This is a genomic window from Sedimentibacter sp. (assembly GCF_032080165.1).
Lineage (GTDB): Bacteria > Bacillota > Clostridia > Tissierellales > Sedimentibacteraceae > Sedimentibacter.
In genome coordinates this window covers 83,495-102,851 of record NZ_DAMASY010000009.1, presented here as the reverse complement: position 1 = coordinate 102,851, position 19,357 = coordinate 83,495, and the positions used below count along the sequence as shown (strand labels likewise).

General features: G+C 33.2%; 19 protein-coding genes. 3 read left to right on the top strand and 16 right to left on the bottom strand.

Annotated features, from left to right (window positions below; all coding sequences use genetic code 11):
* Window positions 1-3 precede the first annotated feature (3 nt).
* The 8 genes from RT412_RS12745 to RT412_RS12710 all read right to left on the bottom strand — a co-directional run bounded on the left by RT412_RS12745 (window position 4) and on the right by RT412_RS12710 (window position 8,928).
* A complete protein-coding gene (locus tag RT412_RS12745) occupies window positions 4-1,305 on the bottom strand; it encodes a dihydrolipoamide acetyltransferase family protein (protein WP_313341091.1) in 1,302 nt (433 codons plus the stop codon).
* Window positions 1,306-1,337: 32 nt separating this feature from the next.
* Entirely contained in the window at window positions 1,338-2,345 is a 1,008-nt protein-coding gene (locus tag RT412_RS12740) for an NAD(+)/NADH kinase (RefSeq protein WP_313341093.1), read from the bottom strand.
* Between the two features lie 72 nt (window positions 2,346-2,417).
* Complete coding sequence (locus tag RT412_RS12735) at window positions 2,418-3,389, bottom strand: alpha-ketoacid dehydrogenase subunit beta (protein WP_313341096.1); 972 nt, start codon at window positions 3,387-3,389, stop codon at window positions 2,418-2,420.
* Window positions 3,386-4,342, bottom strand: coding sequence for a thiamine pyrophosphate-dependent dehydrogenase E1 component subunit alpha (locus RT412_RS12730; RefSeq protein WP_313341504.1), 957 nt, complete (start codon window positions 4,340-4,342; stop codon window positions 3,386-3,388). The genes RT412_RS12735 and RT412_RS12730 overlap by 4 nt, the downstream gene beginning before the upstream one ends.
* A 35-nt stretch (window positions 4,343-4,377) precedes the next feature.
* Complete coding sequence (locus tag RT412_RS12725; RefSeq protein WP_313370365.1) at window positions 4,378-4,737, bottom strand: Lin0512 family protein; 360 nt, start codon at window positions 4,735-4,737, stop codon at window positions 4,378-4,380.
* A gap of 344 nt (window positions 4,738-5,081) precedes the next feature.
* Window positions 5,082-7,010 carry a sigma-54-dependent Fis family transcriptional regulator gene (locus RT412_RS12720; protein WP_313341099.1) on the bottom strand — a complete coding sequence of 643 codons (1,929 nt, stop codon included), beginning with the start codon at window positions 7,008-7,010 and terminating at the stop codon, window positions 5,082-5,084.
* A gap of 105 nt (window positions 7,011-7,115) precedes the next feature.
* The gene (locus RT412_RS12715; RefSeq protein ID WP_313341102.1) at window positions 7,116-7,793 is read right to left on the bottom strand and encodes an ElyC/SanA/YdcF family protein; all 678 of its coding nucleotides are present in this window, start codon (window positions 7,791-7,793) and stop codon (window positions 7,116-7,118) included.
* A 268-nt stretch (window positions 7,794-8,061) separates the two neighbouring features.
* Window positions 8,062-8,928 (bottom strand): patatin-like phospholipase family protein, encoded by an 867-nt coding sequence (locus tag RT412_RS12710; RefSeq protein ID WP_313341105.1) that lies wholly within the window; start codon window positions 8,926-8,928, stop codon window positions 8,062-8,064.
* A 112-nt stretch (window positions 8,929-9,040) separates the two neighbouring features.
* On the opposite strand from RT412_RS12710, the gene RT412_RS12705 reads away from it, so the two are divergent.
* Entirely contained in the window at window positions 9,041-9,211 is a 171-nt protein-coding gene (locus RT412_RS12705) for a hypothetical protein (RefSeq protein ID WP_313341108.1), read from the top strand.
* A gap of 70 nt (window positions 9,212-9,281) precedes the next feature.
* Here RT412_RS12705 and RT412_RS12700 read toward each other — a convergent pair whose 3' ends face one another.
* Together RT412_RS12700 and ndk are read right to left on the bottom strand one after the other, a co-directional pair.
* On the bottom strand, window positions 9,282-9,962 hold the full coding sequence (locus RT412_RS12700) for a hypothetical protein (protein WP_313341111.1): 681 nt from the start codon (window positions 9,960-9,962) through the stop codon (window positions 9,282-9,284).
* Between the two features lie 96 nt (window positions 9,963-10,058).
* Entirely contained in the window at window positions 10,059-10,454 is a 396-nt protein-coding gene (ndk, locus tag RT412_RS12695) for a nucleoside-diphosphate kinase (RefSeq protein WP_313341114.1), read from the bottom strand.
* A gap of 131 nt (window positions 10,455-10,585) precedes the next feature.
* Here ndk and RT412_RS12690 point away from each other — a divergent pair, with 131 nt between their 5' ends.
* Window positions 10,586-10,933: a hypothetical protein gene (locus RT412_RS12690; protein ID WP_313341117.1), complete on the top strand. Its 348-nt coding sequence runs from the start codon at window positions 10,586-10,588 to the stop codon at window positions 10,931-10,933.
* An 11-nt stretch (window positions 10,934-10,944) separates the two neighbouring features.
* Complete coding sequence (locus RT412_RS12685) at window positions 10,945-11,424, top strand: S-ribosylhomocysteine lyase (RefSeq protein ID WP_313341120.1); 480 nt, start codon at window positions 10,945-10,947, stop codon at window positions 11,422-11,424.
* A gap of 74 nt (window positions 11,425-11,498) precedes the next feature.
* Here the strand turns inward: RT412_RS12685 and typA are convergent, their stop codons facing one another.
* The 6 genes from typA to RT412_RS12655 all read right to left on the bottom strand — a co-directional run bounded on the left by typA (window position 11,499) and on the right by RT412_RS12655 (window position 19,248).
* Window positions 11,499-13,322 carry a translational GTPase TypA gene (typA, locus tag RT412_RS12680; protein ID WP_398439425.1) on the bottom strand — a complete coding sequence of 608 codons (1,824 nt, stop codon included), beginning with the start codon at window positions 13,320-13,322 and terminating at the stop codon, window positions 11,499-11,501.
* Between the two features lie 245 nt (window positions 13,323-13,567).
* Window positions 13,568-14,743, bottom strand: coding sequence for an amidohydrolase (locus RT412_RS12675; RefSeq protein WP_313370358.1), 1,176 nt, complete (start codon window positions 14,741-14,743; stop codon window positions 13,568-13,570).
* Window positions 14,744-14,759: 16 nt separating this feature from the next.
* Complete coding sequence (gene trpS, locus RT412_RS12670; RefSeq protein WP_313341129.1) at window positions 14,760-15,758, bottom strand: tryptophan--tRNA ligase; 999 nt, start codon at window positions 15,756-15,758, stop codon at window positions 14,760-14,762.
* 133 nt (window positions 15,759-15,891) lie between these two features.
* The gene (locus RT412_RS12665; RefSeq protein ID WP_313370356.1) at window positions 15,892-17,142 is read right to left on the bottom strand and encodes a diguanylate cyclase; all 1,251 of its coding nucleotides are present in this window, start codon (window positions 17,140-17,142) and stop codon (window positions 15,892-15,894) included.
* A 65-nt stretch (window positions 17,143-17,207) separates the two neighbouring features.
* Window positions 17,208-17,909: a hypothetical protein gene (locus RT412_RS12660; protein ID WP_313341138.1), complete on the bottom strand. Its 702-nt coding sequence runs from the start codon at window positions 17,907-17,909 to the stop codon at window positions 17,208-17,210.
* Between the two features lie 70 nt (window positions 17,910-17,979).
* Window positions 17,980-19,248, bottom strand: coding sequence for a hypothetical protein (locus RT412_RS12655; protein WP_313341141.1), 1,269 nt, complete (start codon window positions 19,246-19,248; stop codon window positions 17,980-17,982).
* Window positions 19,249-19,357: the final 109 nt, after the last annotated feature.

Here is a 19,357-nt window from a genome sequence, read left to right as displayed (position 1 = left end):
TCCCTATAATAAAAGAAGCCCCGGCTTCTCGATATAATCTTTTAATTTTGCTAAAAATTCTGCCGCTACTGCTCCGTCCACCACTCTATGATCTGCTGTTAAGCTTAAATTCATCATAGGCTTGATTTTTAATTCTCCATTAATGACCACTGCTTCTTCCTTTATTGAATTTATTCCAAGTATAGCAACTTCCGGTTGATTAACAATGGGTGCGAATGATTCAATTCCATACATACCCAAATTACTTATTGTAAATGTTCCACCGGTAAGTTCGTCCGGTAATAATTCGTTGTTCCTGGCTTTTTCAGCCATTGCTTTTATTTCTTCAGAAATTTCTTTTAATCCTTTAACGTTGGCATATTTAACAACGGGTACTAAAAGACCTTCAGGAAGTGCAACGGCAACTCCGATATTTACGTAATTTCTGATTATTATATCATTTTCTTCAACCGAACTGTTTAATAATGGAAATTCTAATAAAATTCGGGATAAAATCTTTACTAATATGTCATTATATGATATTTTAGCTGTTTCCTTTATTTCTTCCCTGAATTGTTTCATTGTAGTTATATCAACCTTTATATTAAAGGTGACAGTTGGTGATATCTGCTTGCTTTCAAGCATCCTTTTTGCAATAATTCTTCTCATTGCACTCATTGGCTTTCTGAATTCCTGAGGATCTGCAAACCTTTGAAGTTCTTCACTCAGCTTAAATTTAATAACATCATCCTTCATTATACGAGTATCTTTTTCAATTTTAGATATATCAACTCCAATATTGTCTGCTACCAATAATGCTGTAGGCGATATTTTTTTCTTGCTTTCTTTTTCTTGCTCTGAATAATTTTTAATGTCATTTTCAGTTATAGAGCCATCCGCTCCCGTACCGTTAATTAAATTTATATCTACTCCTAATTCTGCAGCTATTTTCTTAGCTCTTGGGGAAGCTTTAACTCTTCCGCCTGTGACTGCGACCATAGTTGACGGCTTAACGCTATTATCTGCTTTTATCTCTGTTTTTTCCGATTCTTCAGCACCTGTCTTATTTAGTAATTCTGTTATATCTTCATCCTCATCTGCAATAATTGCAACGGGAGCTAAAACAGGAACCGTTCCGCCGCTTACTAAAATTTTTCTTAATATACCTTCATTTATTGCTTCATATTCATTTGTTAATTTATCTGTTTCAACATCGAAAAGAATTTCACCCTTCTTTATTATATCTCCTTCTTGCTTTCTCCAATTTGAGATAACACCTTCACTCATAGTGAGCCCTAATTTAGGCATTACTAAGATATTTGCCATATTGTCCTCCTTATTAAACGTTACAAATTATATTAAATCCTCATTTTGCATATTAAAAAACCATTGCTTTGTGCTGTTTCCAAAACTCTTTTAACATTTATACGTCTTGGTCCGTTACGTGTTATCTTAAAAACAAATTCTTGATTTTCAAAAAATTGTATTTCTCTTTCTCCATCAAGAGCTATAGTTCCTCTGAAGCTCGTAGTATATTTATATTCATCGTCTAAATTTAAAATTATCGGCTCTGAAACAGACACCGGAGTAACAACTCCTGCCGCTACGGCTGCAAATACTTTAAAGTTATTATTATTTATATCTACATATGCACCATAATCATCTTTTGATGAAATAATTTTTTTACTCCCGACAATTGCGGAAAATCCTATTGATGCCGGATGACACCTTGAAACAAAAATTTTGTCAATGCTATCCATATCCCATATTGCCTTTGAGCCAACAAAAGCTTCTTTAGATATAACTGCATCAATAAGTGCTATATCCTTAAGCACATCATCCTTAAAGATTTCTATACGCTTATCTCTTTCCACATATAAGCTTTCATCAAAGCACCTATGAGCTACTGCCGCAGCGGCCATTCCTGCAACTGTACCCTCCATCATAACTGGATAAGCATTATTTGTTCCAGTAGAAATAGAAATTAAGGGAGTATTTTTTACAACCTTTGCTACCGCTCTGTTTGTACCGTCACCTCCAAGTACAACTATACAGCCGACATTTGCTTTTTCCATCTGTTCTGCAGCTGTAAGCGTATCTTCGATACCATCATACCGATACATATTTATTACATTTATTTCACACCTTAATTCATTACAAGTATTTAGTTTATCTTCAATCCTATATCCCATATTGAAGGAATCCGGCATCATATATACTCTATCAACACCAAGTGCTTGAGCTCCCAGAATAATTCTCTCCACAATATTTATTTTTTCATTGTTATCTATAACCGTGGCATGGGACACCAACCTTCTAATATCTTTGCCGGATGCGGGATTTGCTATTATTCCTATGGAAATCATATGCCAACCTCCTATTAAAAAAGAAACAAGTAGCTTTAATAATAATAATTAAAGCTACAAAATTCTTGTTACTTAAAACAATGATTTAACTGCAGCTACAATATCCTGATCATTAGGCAACACATAATTTTCTAAATTTGCAGTGAAAGGAATAGGTGTATTTAATGCTCCTACTCTTTTAATCGGAGCGTCTAATTCAAAGAAATACTCTTCAGCTATTACAGATGCAATTTCTCCGGTAAATGCCCCTCTTTTAGCTTCCTCGCTTACTAACACTACCTTGTGTGTTTTTTCTAATGATTTGAAAATTGTTTCTTTATCAAGAGGGAATAAACTTCTCAAATCTATAACCTCAGCATTTATTCCGTCTTTAGCCAATATTTCTGCAGACTTTAATGAATCAAGCACCTGTCGTCCATAGGTTACGATAGTTACATCTGTACCTTCCTTTGTAACCGAAGCTTTGCCAAGTGGAATAGGTTCAATTTTATCTTCAACCTCGCTTTTAACAGAATACAGTACCTTATTTTCTATAAATACAACAGGATTATCATCGTCTATGGCCGTAAGCATCAATCCATATGCATCCTGAGCATTTGATGGATATACAACTTTTAGCCCAGGTACATGTATCAGCCATGATTCAATGGATTGAGAGTGCTGTGCAGCAGCACCGATACCGCCACCTGCAGGTACTCTTACCACCATAGGAAGAGCAAGCTTTCCACCAAACATATATCTCATTTTAGCTGCCTGGTTTACTAACTGATCCATTCCAACAGTTACAAAGTCAATAAACATTAATTCAGCTATCGGTCTCAATCCGCATGCTGCCGAGCCAACTGCGGCTCCTATTATAACTCCCTCGGAAATCGGAGTATCTCTTACTCTCATCTCACCGAATTCTTCCCACATTCCGGATGATACTCCGAAGCATCCGCCAAACTTTCCAACATCTTCGCCAAAAAGTAGAACATCAGTATTTTCTCTCATTCTTTGGCTCATACCTTCTCTTATACCTTCTGCATACGTCATTTTTCTCATCTCACTCTGCCCTCCTCAACTATATCAGTATATACATCTTCAAGAGCTGACTCTAACGCAGGCACATTGCTTTCGTCTGCAAATCTTTCGGCTTCTTTTACCATATTTTCAACATAGGAAATTTGTTTTTTTATTTCATCTTCAGTCATAATATTATTTTCTACCATATATTTTTCAATTCTTGGAATCGGGTCTTTTTTTAACCACGCTTCTAATTCATTATCAGGTCTGTAAACAGTCATATCACCTTCAAAATGTCCCCTGTGTCTATATGTCTTACATTCAATTAGTGTGGGACCTTGTCCTTTTCTTGCTCTTGCAACGGCTTCACCTACAGCTTCATAAACTGCAAACACATCATTACCGTCAACAGTTATACCTGGTATATTATAAGCTGTAGCTCTTACAGATACATCTGTTATTGCTTGATGTCTTTCCTGGCTCACTGAAATACCATATCCGTTATTTTCGCAAACAAATACTACCGGCAACTTCCAAACACTTGCTAAATTCAAGGCCTCATGGAATGTACTTTGGTTTGTTGAAGCATCACCAAAGAAGCAAACACATACCTGACCTGTTTTTTTGTATTGTACAGCCAATCCTGCTCCGACAGCTATATTGTGGCCTGCACCAACAATGCCGTTAGCTCCAAGTATACCTTTTGTTGCATCGGCAATGTGCATTGATCCGCCTTTACCTTTACAATAGCCTGTTTCTTTTCCAAACAGCTCAGCCATCATATTGTCTAAGTTTCCGCCTTTAGCAATGATGTGACCATGGCCTCTGTGTGTACTTGTAATGTAGTCATCATTGTTCAGATTAGCACACGCACCTGTTGCTACGGCTTCTTCACCTATGTATAGATGAACGAATCCGGGGATTTTGCCTTCTGCAAATAAGTCCTTTGCCCTTGATTCAAATTTACGAATCTTCAGCATTGTTTCATACATGTTTTTAATTTGTTCGTTTGTAATGTTCAAAATTATTACCTCCCATCATTTTTTATTTCTACTTTTACACTTGCAACTGCGACCTCTATCGAACCATCTTTGTCTCCAAATTTAGTGAAATAAAGACCATCTGTTTTTAAGCCGCCATAAACGCACTTAACTGTAATCTGCCCTACCGGAAAGCATTTAATTACTTCTTCTTTTATTACTTCATCCGGTCTTGATACCGCAACTGTCGCCTCAATAAATACGTTTTCATCTATGTTGCCCTGAGTGAATCCGCACACTTCATTTAATCCAATAAGACAACTTTTAGATACTGCATCCTTTGCCGCTTTTACCGAAGCCTTAGTAACGTCCTGTCCATGAAAGTCTATACCAATGCCAAATTCTATTATGTATCTTTTCGTATCATCACCCCCTGCTTGTTTGTATTTATGAGTAGCAATATATATGCCAATGATATAAAATTAATATAATTGTGTAAAATAACTTAATTATAGTTGAAATTTAAGCATAAAATTAATCCTTTAAAAAAACATATCGACAATTGTTTTATGGATTAGGATATAAAAAAATATCAATATGAGACTATTTTCTCAAATTGATACTATTACAAAAATAAACAGCTAATACGATAAAAAAACTGTCTCAATTTGAGAATTAATTTGAGACAGTTTTATTGCACTCACAGTATAAGCGACCGACACCAAGACAGAGATTTGGATCGTCTGCTTAATTATTGTGCTAATTTTTCTATTTTATCCAAATCTATTGAATACAATTTTATTTTTCTATATATTGTTGCCTTGCTTATATTTAAGTCCTGTGCTGCTTTTGCTGCATTTTTGTTGTTTACTGATAAGGCTTGGAGAATGCTGTCTTTTTCAATTTCCTTCAGATTAAAAGACGTTAATTCCTTGTTAACATAACCGCTTTGCTTTGACAGTACAATATTATTAATAACTTCTCCTTCTGACATGTGATAAGCTCTTTGAATAATGTTTTTCAGCTCTCTGACATTTCCTACCCATTCGTGTTGCATTAGCTTACCTTCAAAAGAAGAACTGAATGTTTTATTGATTTCTTCATTTTCTTTATTAAGTTCATTTAAAAAGTATTTTGCAAGCTCTAATATATCCTCTTTTCTATCCTTTAGAGGAGGAATTCTTAAATTAATAACATTTAATCTATAGTATAAATCCTGCCTGAAAGAGCCGTCTCTTATTTCATCAAGCAAGTTTCTATTAGTTGCTGCAATTACTCTTACATCTAGATCTCTTTCAAATGTACCGCCAATTCTTACAATTTTATTATTATCTAATACCCTTAAAAGCTTAGGCTGTATATCTAATGGTATTTCTCCGATTTCATCTAAAAATATAGTGCCGCCTCTTGCCAGCTCAAATTTTCCGGGTCTGCCACCCTTCATTGCACCTGTAAAGGAACCGCTTTCATAACCAAAAAGCTCGCTTTCAAATAACTCCTTTGGAATTGCAGAGCAATTTATTGCTATGAAAGGTGCGTTCCTTCTGAAACTTTCATTATGTATTGATTGAGCATACAATTCCTTTCCCACTCCGCTTTCACCTTCAATCAAAACGGAACAATTTGTTTTAGAAATCTTCTTTGCTGTTTTTATTAATTCTTCCATTTTGCTACTAACTGTAACAATGCTGTCAAATGTATAGTTTGCTTTAAAACCGGCTAATTTGCTTATTTCTTTTCTTATTTGTTTAGCTTCTCTGACTAAAAAAACTGCCCCTATAACATCATTACCTAAAATAATTGGAGATATGGTCAAAGAGCATTCAATTTTTTTATCGTTTATAACAAGTGTTATATCTGAGTATTTAATTTTTTGTTTATTATTGAATATGTTGCTAACAATATTAAAATCTTTAAATACTTCCATAATTTTTATATTGTATATTTCAGTTTCATCCAATTTAAATATTTCCGGTATTTGATGGTTAAATTTATAAATTTTCATTTCGCTGTTCATAATCATTAAACCATCAAGGATTGAATCAAAGGTCGTATCCATGAGCTTGTATGATTCAAGTATAGTGAATTGTTTTTCAATGCTGTTGGCACTTGATACTGCTATGCCATATGTATGTGCCTGTACATCTTCAGCTCTTCCCGATAAATCAAAACATCCAATTAATTCACCTTTACTGTTATGTATGGGTGCGGCGGAGCAGGTCCATCTATGATGATATTCGCAATAATGCTCGGCTCCTATTACCTGTATAGGCTTATTCATTGCAAGACAAGAGCCTATTGCATTATTCCCAACACTTTTTTCATCCCATAGGGAGCCCAACACAAAATTTAGTTTTTTATGATTTTCTTCTAAGGCTTTGTTAATAATCAAATCAATTATTATACCTTTTTCATCAGTCAGAACGACGCTATAGCTTGTATCTTTTACTATTTCAAATACATTCTCCATAATGGGTCTGGCTACTTCTATAAGGTCCTTCCTTTTACTTAAGCTTTCAGCCAAAACCTTATCGGTTACCTTAGTTCCCTTTCCAAATTCGAAATCTACTTTCATTTCTTCGCATCTATACCAGGACGATAAAATTTCAGGTCTTATGTCTTTAGATACCTCATAACCTCTAACAAACTTTTCCCAATCTTCTTTTAGTTTATTAAACAATTCTATTCCTCCCCTCCTAACAATAGGTATATTATATGATATGTTTTTCAGTTAAGGAATTATGTTATTTTGAATTATAACACAGAATGAAAATGTTTTTAATTTTTAATCGTTGGTTACATCTCCATTACCGCTCACGGGTATCGCTTCTCCTCCTATTTTCGAACCCGGCTTTACTGTAGCTTTTATAAAATCTTTTACTCTTGCTGCTTTTTCTCTGAATTCTCTTAAATCCTGCCCTGCATAAATCCTGACATCTGCCGAAACTCCATATGCTTCTACTCCAAGCCTTTCGGCAATGTGAAGAGCTCTGTAAAGGTGATAACTTTGTGTTACAATTACTATTTTATCCGCTTGAAATATTTCCTTTGCGCGATATATACTGTCGTAGGTGGATATGCCTGCATGATCCATGAATATATGCTCCGATGGTATCCCCTTATCTATGGCATATCCTTTCATAATATTTACTTCATCATATCCTTTTTTGGTATGATCTCCGCTCATCAATAATCTGTCCGAAACCCCTTTTTCATACAACTCAATTCCGGTTATTAACCTGTCCTGCAGCATCGGACTTGGCGAGCCATCGCTTCTCACCCCTGCACCAAGAACTATTATACAATCCGGCTTAATATTTAATGCTTCGTCCAATGAAACAATTAAATCCTTGGTTGATGACTTAACGTATGCATTTATAAATATAGATGACAGAAAAACAACTACAGCTAATATTAAAAATGTTATAGATATATATTTTGCTAATTCAAGTGATTTCTTCATAATTTCTCCCGTTGTTAAAAATACGTTTATTTTACAGTTCTACTCCGTCTAATCTGTCTTTGAGACCCTTTACATATTCTATCAGCCTTGTAACTCTTTGATTTCCATTATTCATATAAACACCTCTTTTATCATCAGCTAAACATAAAATTTAATTAATTACATTTTACCAAATTTATTGAAAATATAAAAGATATTATATTATCTATCTGCAGCAGTTATTAAGTTAATAACTGTTTCCGGCTCAAGTTCATTGTCATCGAATATTTTATCGGCATCCGGACGATAATACTATATCAATTTTTTTAATTGCTTTTTTAACATCCCTATAACCTAAGTAATATGTGTCTTTAAGTTTTCTGTTATCAAAATTTAATGTTCCGTTAAACAAATTACCTAAGTACCTTGATGGCTGTATTAATAGAATTTCTGAATATGGATATTTTCTTTTCAAAGCTTGAGGATTTATTCTTTCGCAAGAAATAGCAATTATTTTGTTTACTCCTCTTTTGTTCAGCGGATAAATCGGTAATGCATCATTGATTGCACCATCCACATAATATTGATCCCCGATTTTTTCGGGAGGATATATGATCGGTATGGCTGAAGTTGCTAATAATATATCTTTGATAAAGTTTGCTTCCGGTTTCTTTATATGTATATATTGAGTGAAGCCGGATTTTCTGCCTTTATACCAATCCATTGCAGTTTTTAATACTCTTTCTTCTTCTGGGATTTCTGTTACATTTGCTACGGTTACATAAGTATCTAAGGTTGTTCCTTCTAAATTTTCAAGTCCTATCGTATCGAATAAGTTAACAAATCCGTCTCTTGTAAACAAACTGTCAAACTGAACCTTTTTACCAAATAAAATCATTCTGATAGTTTTTACTAAGCTATCTAAATCCACACCATCTGTAAAAAACACCTTAGATAAATTATAATTCAGCCATATATTTGCTGTTTCTTTCCAATCCATTGTTTGAATCAGAAAACTATTTATAGCTCCAATGGAGGAACCGGAATAAATATCTATATAATTGTTATACCCAAATTCACAAAGCGCCTTCCATGCTCCTATTTGATAGACTCCTTTAGCTCCTCCGCCACCTAATACTAATCCTATTCCGGACATAAAATCACCTCCATTCATTTTATGCAAATCTGAACGGAGGGTTAGGATTTTTTGTATAAATTTCAAAGGTTAATAGATACTAAAAATATAATCATTACAGGAAGGGATGCTTATGAAAAATAATAAAAACAGAATGAGATACAGAGAAAAAAGCAATGCAGAGTTAAGAAAAATGGAACCAAAGGATAATGCTGATATTGGAATAATTGATGGCAAAATATTGGGTATTCATGACGGTGGTCATGAAAAAATGAGAACAGATATTAAAAATAAAAAAGATTGATAAAAATAAAAACGGGAGCAAAGAAATTTATCGCTCCTGTTTTTATTTTAGAAATTTAAATTATTTCAATTTATTGTATAATTCGTATACCTTTTGTTGTTATATCGTTGCCTATGTTAGCTTCAGAATCATTCGATTTATTTATTCCTTGATTATTAATATCCGACCAAAGAATCTGAGTTTGTGCCATTACTAAATTCCCGTATATTGCATTTTGAAATTTACTATCTAAATTTATTTTCCAGCTGCTACCTTCCTTCGTCAGGATAACATCCACTACTTCTTTAAATTCTGTATATTCGCATTCATCAACTATATCTACGAACAAATCATTATATTTTTGCTTCATGGCTGCATCATCAAGCTTGTTATCTCCAAGATTATTGTTTTCATTGGCCAAAGCTACTGATTTATTAGCATAATCTTGAGGAACAGTCGTTAAATCCTTTGTTTTAATTTCCAACTTGATTTTGGCAGATTCCTCAATTTCCTCAACCGATAAAATATTATACTCCAAAGCTTCAAATATTTTTTTATTTCTTATAACATTTCTATCATCTGCACTGCCTATTAATTTTATTGCATCGTAATTTGTTAATACTTCTTTATTAGTCTCTTTTACTGCTGTCATAATATTTATCAAGGCCTGACTTGGCGTCTCTTTTTCCGTTTCCACTCCAGATACTATATCACAAGCTGTTAGAGCAAATACTAATGCAATTAAAAGTATAACCGTCGTAATTTTCTTCACTTTCTTATCCCTCATTATGTAATTTATACTGTATGATTATACCATTTTATCAAATTTTGTCAAAGAAAATAATTTTATAGTCCAATATTATCATTTTCAAAACCAAATGCCTATTTCCCGTTCTGAGCTTTCCTTGGAATCTGAAGAATGCACGCTGTTTTCTGTTTTGGATATACCATATTTTCCTCGTATTGATGTTGGTTCTGCTTTTTCCGGATCAGTAGCACCATTAATTTTTCTTGCTTCTGTTATGGCATTTTCTCCTTCAATTATTAAAGCGCAAATTTCTCCTCTTGTAATATAACGTATTAATTCTCCGTAAAATGGTTTTTCTTTATGTTCTATATAATGTTTTTCTGCTATTTGTTCAGTTGGCTTAATTATTTTTATTGCTGATATATGAAGATTAGTTTTTTCATAAACTGAAATTATCTCCCCCATTAATTTTCTTTCCAGAACATCCGGTTTTATGAGTACTAAAGTTCTTTCCATTATTATCCCTCCGTGTTTTTCCCATATCTTACTACAAAGTTAACAAAAAAGGAATATTAAATTTACATTTCCCAATTGAAATAGTATAATGTAAACAAATATTACAATATAATATAGGAGATTTTTGATTAATGAAAGAAATCAACGGTTCAGAAAAACAAAAAAAATTAGTGCGAATTGTTCTTGAAGAAAAAGAAGTTCCATTGATTATAAAAGATATTGAAGAATTAGAATTTAATGATACTAAATACAAAAGCGCAGAAAAGTTTGAATATGACAGAAGGATTATTTTAGAAACACCTTGGAATATAAGTGTTGTTCTGCAAAACAAAACAAGTAAAATCAGCGAAATTCTCGACATAAATTTAAACAGAAACGGAATCACTGATGTAAACGGCAAAAAAATATTTTCAGCTCTCAGAGCAAAATATAAGGCATCTAATATAATTGACAACAACGAATTAGCAGAGAAAATTTAGGGGGAATAAAAATGAAAAAAATTGAGAGCTTTCAGGTTAATCATCTGAATTTGAAGCGAGGAATTTATGTATCAAGAAAGGATATTATATGTGAGCATACGCTTACTACCTTTGACATAAGAATGAAGGAACCGAATAACGAACCGGTTATAAATACAGCTGAGCTGCACACCGTTGAGCATTTAGGTGCCACTTTTCTTAGAAATCACAATGAATATGATACTTTAACCGTATATTTCGGACCTATGGGATGCAGAACAGGGCTTTACGTTATATTTAAGGGTGATTTAAAGTCAACTGATGTCATTGACATAATCAAAGAAATGTTTGATTTTATTATGAATTATGAAGGTGATGTGCCTGGTGCCGATGCAAAGTCCTGCGGAAATTATCAGGATATGAATTTAAATATGGCTAAATATGAAGCCGCTAAGTTTTATAATGAAGTACTCTTAAACTTAAAGGAAGAAAATCTTAATTATCCGGAATAATAAACAATAGATTTGCAAGCATAGGTATTAAAAGGGGCGCATAGCGCCCTTTTTATCAACTGCTTCTCAATTGCTTACTCTCGTGTCTTTAATTTATTTGCTTGTTTTCTTCTTTCCATTTCAGTTAAATATCTTTTTCTTAATCTGATGTTGTCCGGAGTTACTTCAACCAATTCATCATCATTGATAAATTCAAGTGCTGATTCTAATGTCATAACTCTTGGAGGTGTTAATTTTATTGCATCATCTGCTGATGAAGAACGAGTATTGGATTGTTTTTTCGCTTTACAAGGATTAACGGTTATATCCTCTCCTCGGGCACACATTCCTATAATCATTCCTTCATACACCTTATCGCCGGGATTAATAAACAATGTTCCTCTGCTTTCAAGGTTTGCCAATGAATAAGCAATTGCCTCGCCTTGTTCGGTGGATATTAGAACTCCGTTTATTCTTTGAGGTATTTCACCTTTATATTTTTCATAATGATCAAAACTTCTGACTATGGTCCCTTCGCCTCTTGTATCATTGATTAACTCTGTTCGGTAGCCAAGAAGTCCCCTTGTCGGTACCATGTATTCAATCTTTACATAGTTTCCGTCAGGAACCATTGAAACCATCATTCCTTTTCTTACATTGAGCTTTGATATAACTGAGCCGGAATAAATTTCAGGTGTGTTTACGAAAACTCTTTCAATCGGCTCCATTACTACGCCTTCAATTCTCCTTAATATTACTTCAGGTCTTGAAACTGAAACCTCATATCCTTCTCTTCTCATATTTTCAAGCAATATGGATAAATGAAGCTCTCCTCTTCCAGAAACCTTGTATCCGTCAACTGCTCCTTCCAATGGCTCAACCTTTAACCCCACATTAACCTCAAGTTCTTTTTCTAATCTTGCCTTTAAATGTCTTGTAGTCACATATTTGCCTGATAATCCGACGAATGGTGAAGTATTGATTAGGAAATTCATTGACAGTGTCGGTTCTTCAATTTTTATTGTTTCCATCGGAATTACTTTATTTTCATTGCATATGGTATCACCTATGGAAATATTGGAAATTCCTGATACAACAACTATATCTCCGCTGTATGCCTCGCTTACACTGATTCTGCTAAGTCCCTGATATACATATATGTTTGATATTTTTTGCTTTTCCACCGATCCGTCATGCTTGGCAACAGAAACTGTCTGCCCTTCTTTTATGGTGCCGGCTGTAACTCTTCCTATTCCTAATCTGCCTATATAATCATCATAAGCAAGTGATGATATCTGCATCTGCAAATCATCATTGTCTTTGTCCGGGTATGATTCCACATGTTTTATTATTGTATCAAATAAAGGTGTTATACTGTCACTCGGTTGATTCAATTCATATTGAACTATACCTTGTTTAGCTATACCGTAAAGTATCGGGAAATCTAATTGCTCATCTGTTGCATTTAATTCAACGAATAAATCAAATACCATATCAACAACTTCTTCAGCTCTGTGATTTTTTTTATCAATTTTATTTATTAACAATATTGGTCTTAAGCCGACTTCCAAGGATTTTTGTAAAACAAACCTTGTTTGAGGCATAGGACCTTCTATTGAATCAACCAAAAGAATTACTGTATCAACAGTCTTCATGATTCTTTCAACTTCAGATGAAAAGTCAGCATGACCAGGTGTATCAACTATATTTATTTTATAGTCATTATGCATTACTGAACAGTTTTTAGAATAAATAGTAATTCCTCTTTCACGTTCAATAGCATTTGAATCCATTACCTGATCCACTAACTCTTGATTTTCTCTAAAAACTCCGCTTTGCTGCAAAAAAGCATCTACTAATGTAGATTTTCCTGCATCAACGTGGGCTATTACTGCTATATTTATAATATTATTTTTCATACATACCATCCTTTTTTTAACCACGGATTATTTTATTCTTTTTAAAGACAATATGCAAGTTTTTTTTATACATTAACTTGTTATTTTTTCATATTTAAAAGGGAACGTTGAAAAGCGTCCCCCTACTTGATAGCAGGCTGTTGAAAAGGTTCATCCTGCAAGGCGCCGGAAGACGGGCAACCGCAGCGTATTCAAATATACGTGAGGATTGACCGGCTGAACGGCAACGAAGCAGGGGGGCTTTTTCAGCAGCCTATTTTATTGTTTTTATAAACCACTTTCCCATCTATAATGGTCATTACTGTTTCATAGTCAATATCCAACAACGGATTACCTTTGAATATGGCTATATCCGCATCCTTTCCAACCTCTATGCTTCCTACCCTGTCAGCAATTCCGGTTATCTGTGCAGGATTAATAGTTATTGCCTTCCAAGCTTCTTCCTCAGGTAATCCTGCTTTAACTGCCATGCCGGCGCACATATTTATATGTTGAATCGGTATAACATTAGAATCAGTTATTATTGCTATTTTTATACCTGCTTCATGCAATATTTTTGGTGTTTCGAAGCTTTTATTTTTAAGCTCGTATTTCACTCTTGAACCGAAGGTTGGTCCTATTAAGCATGGTTTTCCTGCCGCTTTTAATTCATCGGCTATCAAATGTCCTTCTGTGCAGTGATCCAATGTTATGTCTAAATCAAATTCCTTAGCGATTCTGAGAGCCGTAAATATATCATCAGTTCTGTGAGCATGAGCTTTTAACGGTATTTCCTTTCTCATAACAGGCAGCAGTGCTTCAAGCTTCAAGTCAAAGTCAGGTTTTTTATCGGGGTCTTCCACGGAAGCCTCTAAATCCTCTTTATATTGCTTTGCTTCATATAATGTTTCTCTTAACAATGCTGCAATAGCCATTCTTGTAACAGGAGATTTATGTTGTTCATCATAAACTCTCTTTGGATTTTCACCAAAGGCAATTTTCATGGCAACAGGGTCTTTTATAACCATGTCATCAACTCTCTTGCCGTATGTTTTCATGGCAAGGAAGGATCCTCCTATAACATTTGCGCTGCCGGGTCCTGTTACTGCACAGGTTACTCCTCCTTCAATGGCATCTATGAAGCCCTGGTCCAATGGATTAATGGCATCAATTGCTCTTAGCTGCGGTGTAATCGGTTCAACTGCTTCATTACCGTCCTCACCCTCAAAGCCGATACCCTCTTCCCACAAGCCTATATGGCAATGTCCGTCTACAAATCCGGGTGTGACCAGCATACCGTTTGCGTCTATTATTTCCGCATCATCAGGCATTTCCAAATCGGTCCCTACGGCTTTTATTTTGCCTTCTTCAATAATTATTTGTCCGTTAGAGATATCTTCGCCTGCCATTGTTTTTATATAACCATTTTTAATTACTAACATTCTTCCTCCAAATATATTATTTAGGTAAAAATCCAACCTTTTTTGATACTTTTCTAAGTGTTTTGTTTGCTGCAGTATCTGCCTTTTCTGCACCTGTTTTGTAGATTTTCTCTAAATAATCTTTATTTTTCAATAAATAATCAATTTTTTCCTGTATCGGTCGAAGTTCATTGATAACAACCTCCGCCACATCGTCCTTAAACTGAGCGTAGCCTTTACCCTCATAATCGGCTACTATTTCACCATATGATTTGTTTGTTATTTTAGAATAAATGTTTAACAAGTTTTTAATTCCCGGTTGTTCATCAGAATATTTAACCACTCCAAAGGAATCTGTTACTGATCTTTTGAATTTTCTTCTTATTACATCAATATCATCTGAAAGCAATATATATGCATTTTCATTGGAATCTGATTTAGACATTTTACTTAACGGGTCCTGCAAACTCATTATTTTAGCACCTTCCTTTTCAATGAAAGGTTCGGGAATTTTAAAAGTTTCACTGAATCTGTTATTAAATCGCATAGCAATATCTCTTGTGATTTCCAGGTGCTGTCTCTGGTCCTCACCTACAGGTACCAAATCTGTCTGATAAAGAAGAATATCTGCTGCCATTAAAACGGGATATGTAAACAACCCTGCAGTAATTGCACTGTGGTCAAGCTTCTTGGATTTATCCTTAAATTGAGTCATTCTGCCTAATTCACCGTAATATGAAAAGCAGTTTAAAATCCAACTAAGCTCTGCATGTGCCGGCACATGTGATTGTATAAACAATGTTACTTGTTCAGGATCAATGCCTGCCGCTATGTAATTTGCAAGTACTTCAAGTGTATTTTTTCTTAAATCCTTTGGTTCTTTTGGAACTGTTATAGCATGCATATCTACAACACAATAATAACTGTCATATTCGCTTTGAAGTTTAACCCAGTTTTTCAGTGCTCCTAAATAGTTTCCAAGAGTAAGTGAACCGGATGGCTGCATACCGCTGAATATTACCTTTTTATTTTCCATTGTTATCCTCCATATATAAAATTGCTATCCTACATATATAAAAAGAACTTTCTTCCACAATGGAGCAGAAAGCTCTCAAGTTTTTTTGATTATACTACAATGATTTTTATTTGTCAAAAATACTTTAAACAAATTATATCATATATTTTATACAATTTCTTCCGCATGTTTTTGCTTTATACATCATATTATCCGCTTTTTGTATCATCATATCTGCAGTATCACCATACATATATCCTACCGCGCCAAAGCTTCCCGTAAATTCATCAATATTTGGAATTTTAATTTTACTGATACCTAATCGCAAATCTTCCAATAATACACCGGCATCAGCTATAGGCGTATCAGCTAATAATATTATAAATTCTTCTCCGCCCCAACGTGCAAGACAATCCGCTTTACGTATCCTTTTCTTTATAAAATCAGTTATATTTTGTAAAACCAAATCACCTACACTATGACCATATTTGTCATTTATTGTTTTAAATTTATCAACATCTAACATTGCAATCGAAAAGACTCTTCCCGTTCTTTTAAAGCGTTCAATTTCTTCTTCCAATCTGTTTACAAAAAACCTTCTGTTATAAGTATTGGTTAAATAGTCTGTTACAGATAATTTTTCTAATTCTTCTCTCGCTTTAATTCTATCGCTTATGTCACGGAAAATTCCTACATAATAATCTTTATCATTAATTTTTAAAGATGAAATCGAAACCTCAGCATCAAAAACTTGTCCATCTTTATGCTTGATTTTTAACTCTTTTACTTTTTTATCTGCAAATAAGCTATTAATGGTACCATTATTATTCATGTTTTCAAAATCATTACTTACAGTAAGCTCATGAAGCTCTTTGCCAAGAATCTCATCTTTTGTATATCCAAACAACTGAACTGCAGCAGGATTCCAAAGAGAAACATAACCTTTATCATCTGTCATAATCATACCGTCCTGAACAGAATTAATTACAGCATTTAAAATAGATTCCTTCTCCTTGATTTCAACTTTAACCGCATGCAGCTTTAAAGCCATCTCAATTGTAACAAGCAAGGCAGAGTTGTCCATTCCCTTTTCTATAAAACCGTAAGCACTTATATTCCTTATTTGGTCAATTATTTTATCAGAAGCATTAGCCGTAAGAAATATTATAGGCAGCTCCTTGTGGTTGTTTATGATTTTAGCAGCTTCTATACCATTCATCTTACCTGCCAATTCTATATCCATAAGTATTAAATCAGGAGCTGAATTGTCGTATACTTTTTCTACTGCCTCTTCACCGGTTATAACATTATCTATTTCAAAACCGTTCTTTTCTAAATAATCTCCTACTACTGCTGCTATAAAATGACTGTCTTCAACTAACAGTATTTTTTTACCGGAATACATAATCTCACCTTTCAAAGATAATAATGATTTATTATAATAAGCAAAAATGTCAATAAAAATTATTGCTATAAATACATCATATACGTTATTATCAAAAACAATGCTTGCGTTATTTCTATTATAAAGCCCTCGAATGAATCAGTAATTTTGCCGATTCTTTCATCCAATAAGCTTATTACTATTCCTGTAATCATGTATGTCAATGATAATGAAATAATTAAACGGTAATTAAAAATTACAGTCAACAAAAATGAAATTACGAATGCAGAAATAATATGATATTTTTCACAGTATTTCATAACTGATGTGTCGTCTTTATTGCTTTTAATAATAAAGCTCAATAAGATAAGATTCGAATATCCTGCAACAGGCATAATTATCAAGCCGGTTGAAGGAATAATTCCAATTAATGAAAAGTACAATAAATTTATTAATATTATACCGACCATACCGGTTATTTGATCATTGTTATCCTTAGTTTTTAAAAGGTAATTTAATGAGGTATATGTATCTTTTATATTAACTGATTTTGTAATTATATTAAAATAAATTAAAATTAATACGCCAATAAAAAAGCTGTCATAAAAAAATTTTAGGCCAGCTATAAAAAATGCAACAAAACCAATGACAAATCCTATTAAAGGTAAAACAAGAATGCCCCTTTTATAATCCTCATCAGTTGTATTTGCATATATGGTAATATTGATGCAAGTATATTTTTTAAGCATTAATATAATGCCGGCAACAATACTTCTTAAGTCAAACATAATCCACCCTCATTGTTTTTACCATTATATCACAATATGAGCTATTATTAAAATATAAATTATTAATCTGTTACAAGAAGTTGTATAATCTCATCAACATTAAATATGACTCTTGATAGGTGCAATTTTCAAAGGGTTTAAAGCTTATACCGTTTCCCTTTAATAATCCGTTACTTGAAACATAATAGATAAATAATTTTTCTGATTCGCTTACACTTGAAATATCATCAAATTCAGCTATTTTATAATCAGAAATATCCTTATTTAGTTTATTGCTGACATAACCGAAAAATTTAGCTATTTCTAATCGTGTTATGTAGTTATCTTCTTCAGCATCATAATTTACGTCTATATCAACATACACTTCTCCCTTTAGCGGGTCCAAGCTTGTATATTCTTCCTTTTCTACTATTCCAAATATATTTGAAAAACGTTCCTTCCCTATTTTTTTCTCAATAATATTAAATGTCAAATTATAAAAATCTTTTTTTGTAATATATGATCTGTATATTCCTTCATATTCCTCCGGTATCAGGGAAGCTGATTTCATTTTTTCAATTGTTTCTCGCGCCCATTCATCCGGTTTTTGAGGCAGTGCTTCATTCCAAAGGTTCGTTTCTTTTGTTATGGATGAAAAACTCTGTTCTGCTGCATTAGATAATAATTCAATTTTCTTATGTATAACCGTAAAGTTTCCATTATTAATATTTCTAAGCTTATCGGGATGAATTTCAATATACCAAATTATATTAGCAACTTCCTCTTTAAAAGACGAAGCTGAGTGCTTATTTAAAAACACATTTTCATAACCTTTTTCCCAAGTGCCGTAATTATATCCTGAATTTAAGTTTTCAAATTCATTTCTTAATTTATCATAACCGTATATTTTAAATATGTAATCACTTATGAAATGACCTATTCCATAAACAAATCCTTCTTCGGAAGCAACGCATGAATTTCTGTATAGGCTGTTTTGCAATGTATTTATATAAATATTTGCAGATTCATCGCTCATTACATATTCGGAAAATAAGTCACTGATTTTTTCAGTTTCATTAATGATAATATTGATGCTTATTCCTTTTTTAGTATAATAATCTGTTATTTCTTTAATTAAACCGTCAGGAAATCTGCTTAGACCCTTGTCCAGCACTATCAAACAATCATTATAATTTATGTTATCATCCTTATCCTGTATTGTTACTTTAATGCCATATGTACTCTCTAAATCGTCAATCAATTTATCTGCATTAACAGGTTCTTCGGTTGCTCCGTAAGCTTGTATACTAAAAAAACAAATTAATAATGAAATAATCAGTATTATTCTTATCTTCATCATAATATACCTCAATTGTATCGTTATAATAAAAAATTATAACACATAGTTAAAATTTAATCAACAAAAAACTTGTAAACGTTTCCTCTGAAATTCAAAAAATATGTAAATA

What these genes read in the sequence shown, in the direction of transcription:
- RT412_RS12710 (WP_313341105.1), bottom strand. Translation starts at nt 8,928, where the DNA reads ATGTCCGGAATAGGATTAGTATTAGGTGGCGGAGGAGCTAAAGGAGTC.
- RT412_RS12705 (WP_313341108.1), top strand. Translation starts at nt 9,041, where the DNA reads ATGAAAAATAATAAAAACAGAATGAGATACAGAGAAAAAAGCAATGCA.
- RT412_RS12660 (WP_313341138.1), bottom strand. Translation starts at nt 17,909, where the DNA reads ATGTTTGACTTAAGAAGTATTGTTGCCGGCATTATATTAATGCTTAAA.
- RT412_RS12665 (WP_313370356.1), bottom strand. Translation starts at nt 17,142, where the DNA reads ATGTATTCCGGTAAAAAAATACTGTTAGTTGAAGACAGTCATTTTATA.
- RT412_RS12690 (WP_313341117.1), top strand. Translation starts at nt 10,586, where the DNA reads ATGAAAGAAATCAACGGTTCAGAAAAACAAAAAAAATTAGTGCGAATT.
- RT412_RS12735 (WP_313341096.1), bottom strand. Translation starts at nt 3,389, where the DNA reads ATGAGAAAAATGACGTATGCAGAAGGTATAAGAGAAGGTATGAGCCAA.
- RT412_RS12715 (WP_313341102.1), bottom strand. Translation starts at nt 7,793, where the DNA reads ATGAAGAAATCACTTGAATTAGCAAAATATATATCTATAACATTTTTA.
- RT412_RS12675 (WP_313370358.1), bottom strand. Translation starts at nt 14,743, where the DNA reads ATGTTAGTAATTAAAAATGGTTATATAAAAACAATGGCAGGCGAAGAT.
- typA (WP_398439425.1), bottom strand. Translation starts at nt 13,322, where the DNA reads ATGAAAAATAATATTATAAATATAGCAGTAATAGCCCACGTTGATGCA.
- RT412_RS12655 (WP_313341141.1), bottom strand. Translation starts at nt 19,248, where the DNA reads ATGATGAAGATAAGAATAATACTGATTATTTCATTATTAATTTGTTTT.
- RT412_RS12730 (WP_313341504.1), bottom strand. Translation starts at nt 4,342, where the DNA reads ATGTATGAAACAATGCTGAAGATTCGTAAATTTGAATCAAGGGCAAAG.
- RT412_RS12740 (WP_313341093.1), bottom strand. Translation starts at nt 2,345, where the DNA reads ATGATTTCCATAGGAATAATAGCAAATCCCGCATCCGGCAAAGATATT.
- RT412_RS12685 (WP_313341120.1), top strand. Translation starts at nt 10,945, where the DNA reads ATGAAAAAAATTGAGAGCTTTCAGGTTAATCATCTGAATTTGAAGCGA.
- trpS (WP_313341129.1), bottom strand. Translation starts at nt 15,758, where the DNA reads ATGGAAAATAAAAAGGTAATATTCAGCGGTATGCAGCCATCCGGTTCA.
- ndk (WP_313341114.1), bottom strand. Translation starts at nt 10,454, where the DNA reads ATGGAAAGAACTTTAGTACTCATAAAACCGGATGTTCTGGAAAGAAAA.
- RT412_RS12745 (WP_313341091.1), bottom strand. Translation starts at nt 1,305, where the DNA reads ATGGCAAATATCTTAGTAATGCCTAAATTAGGGCTCACTATGAGTGAA.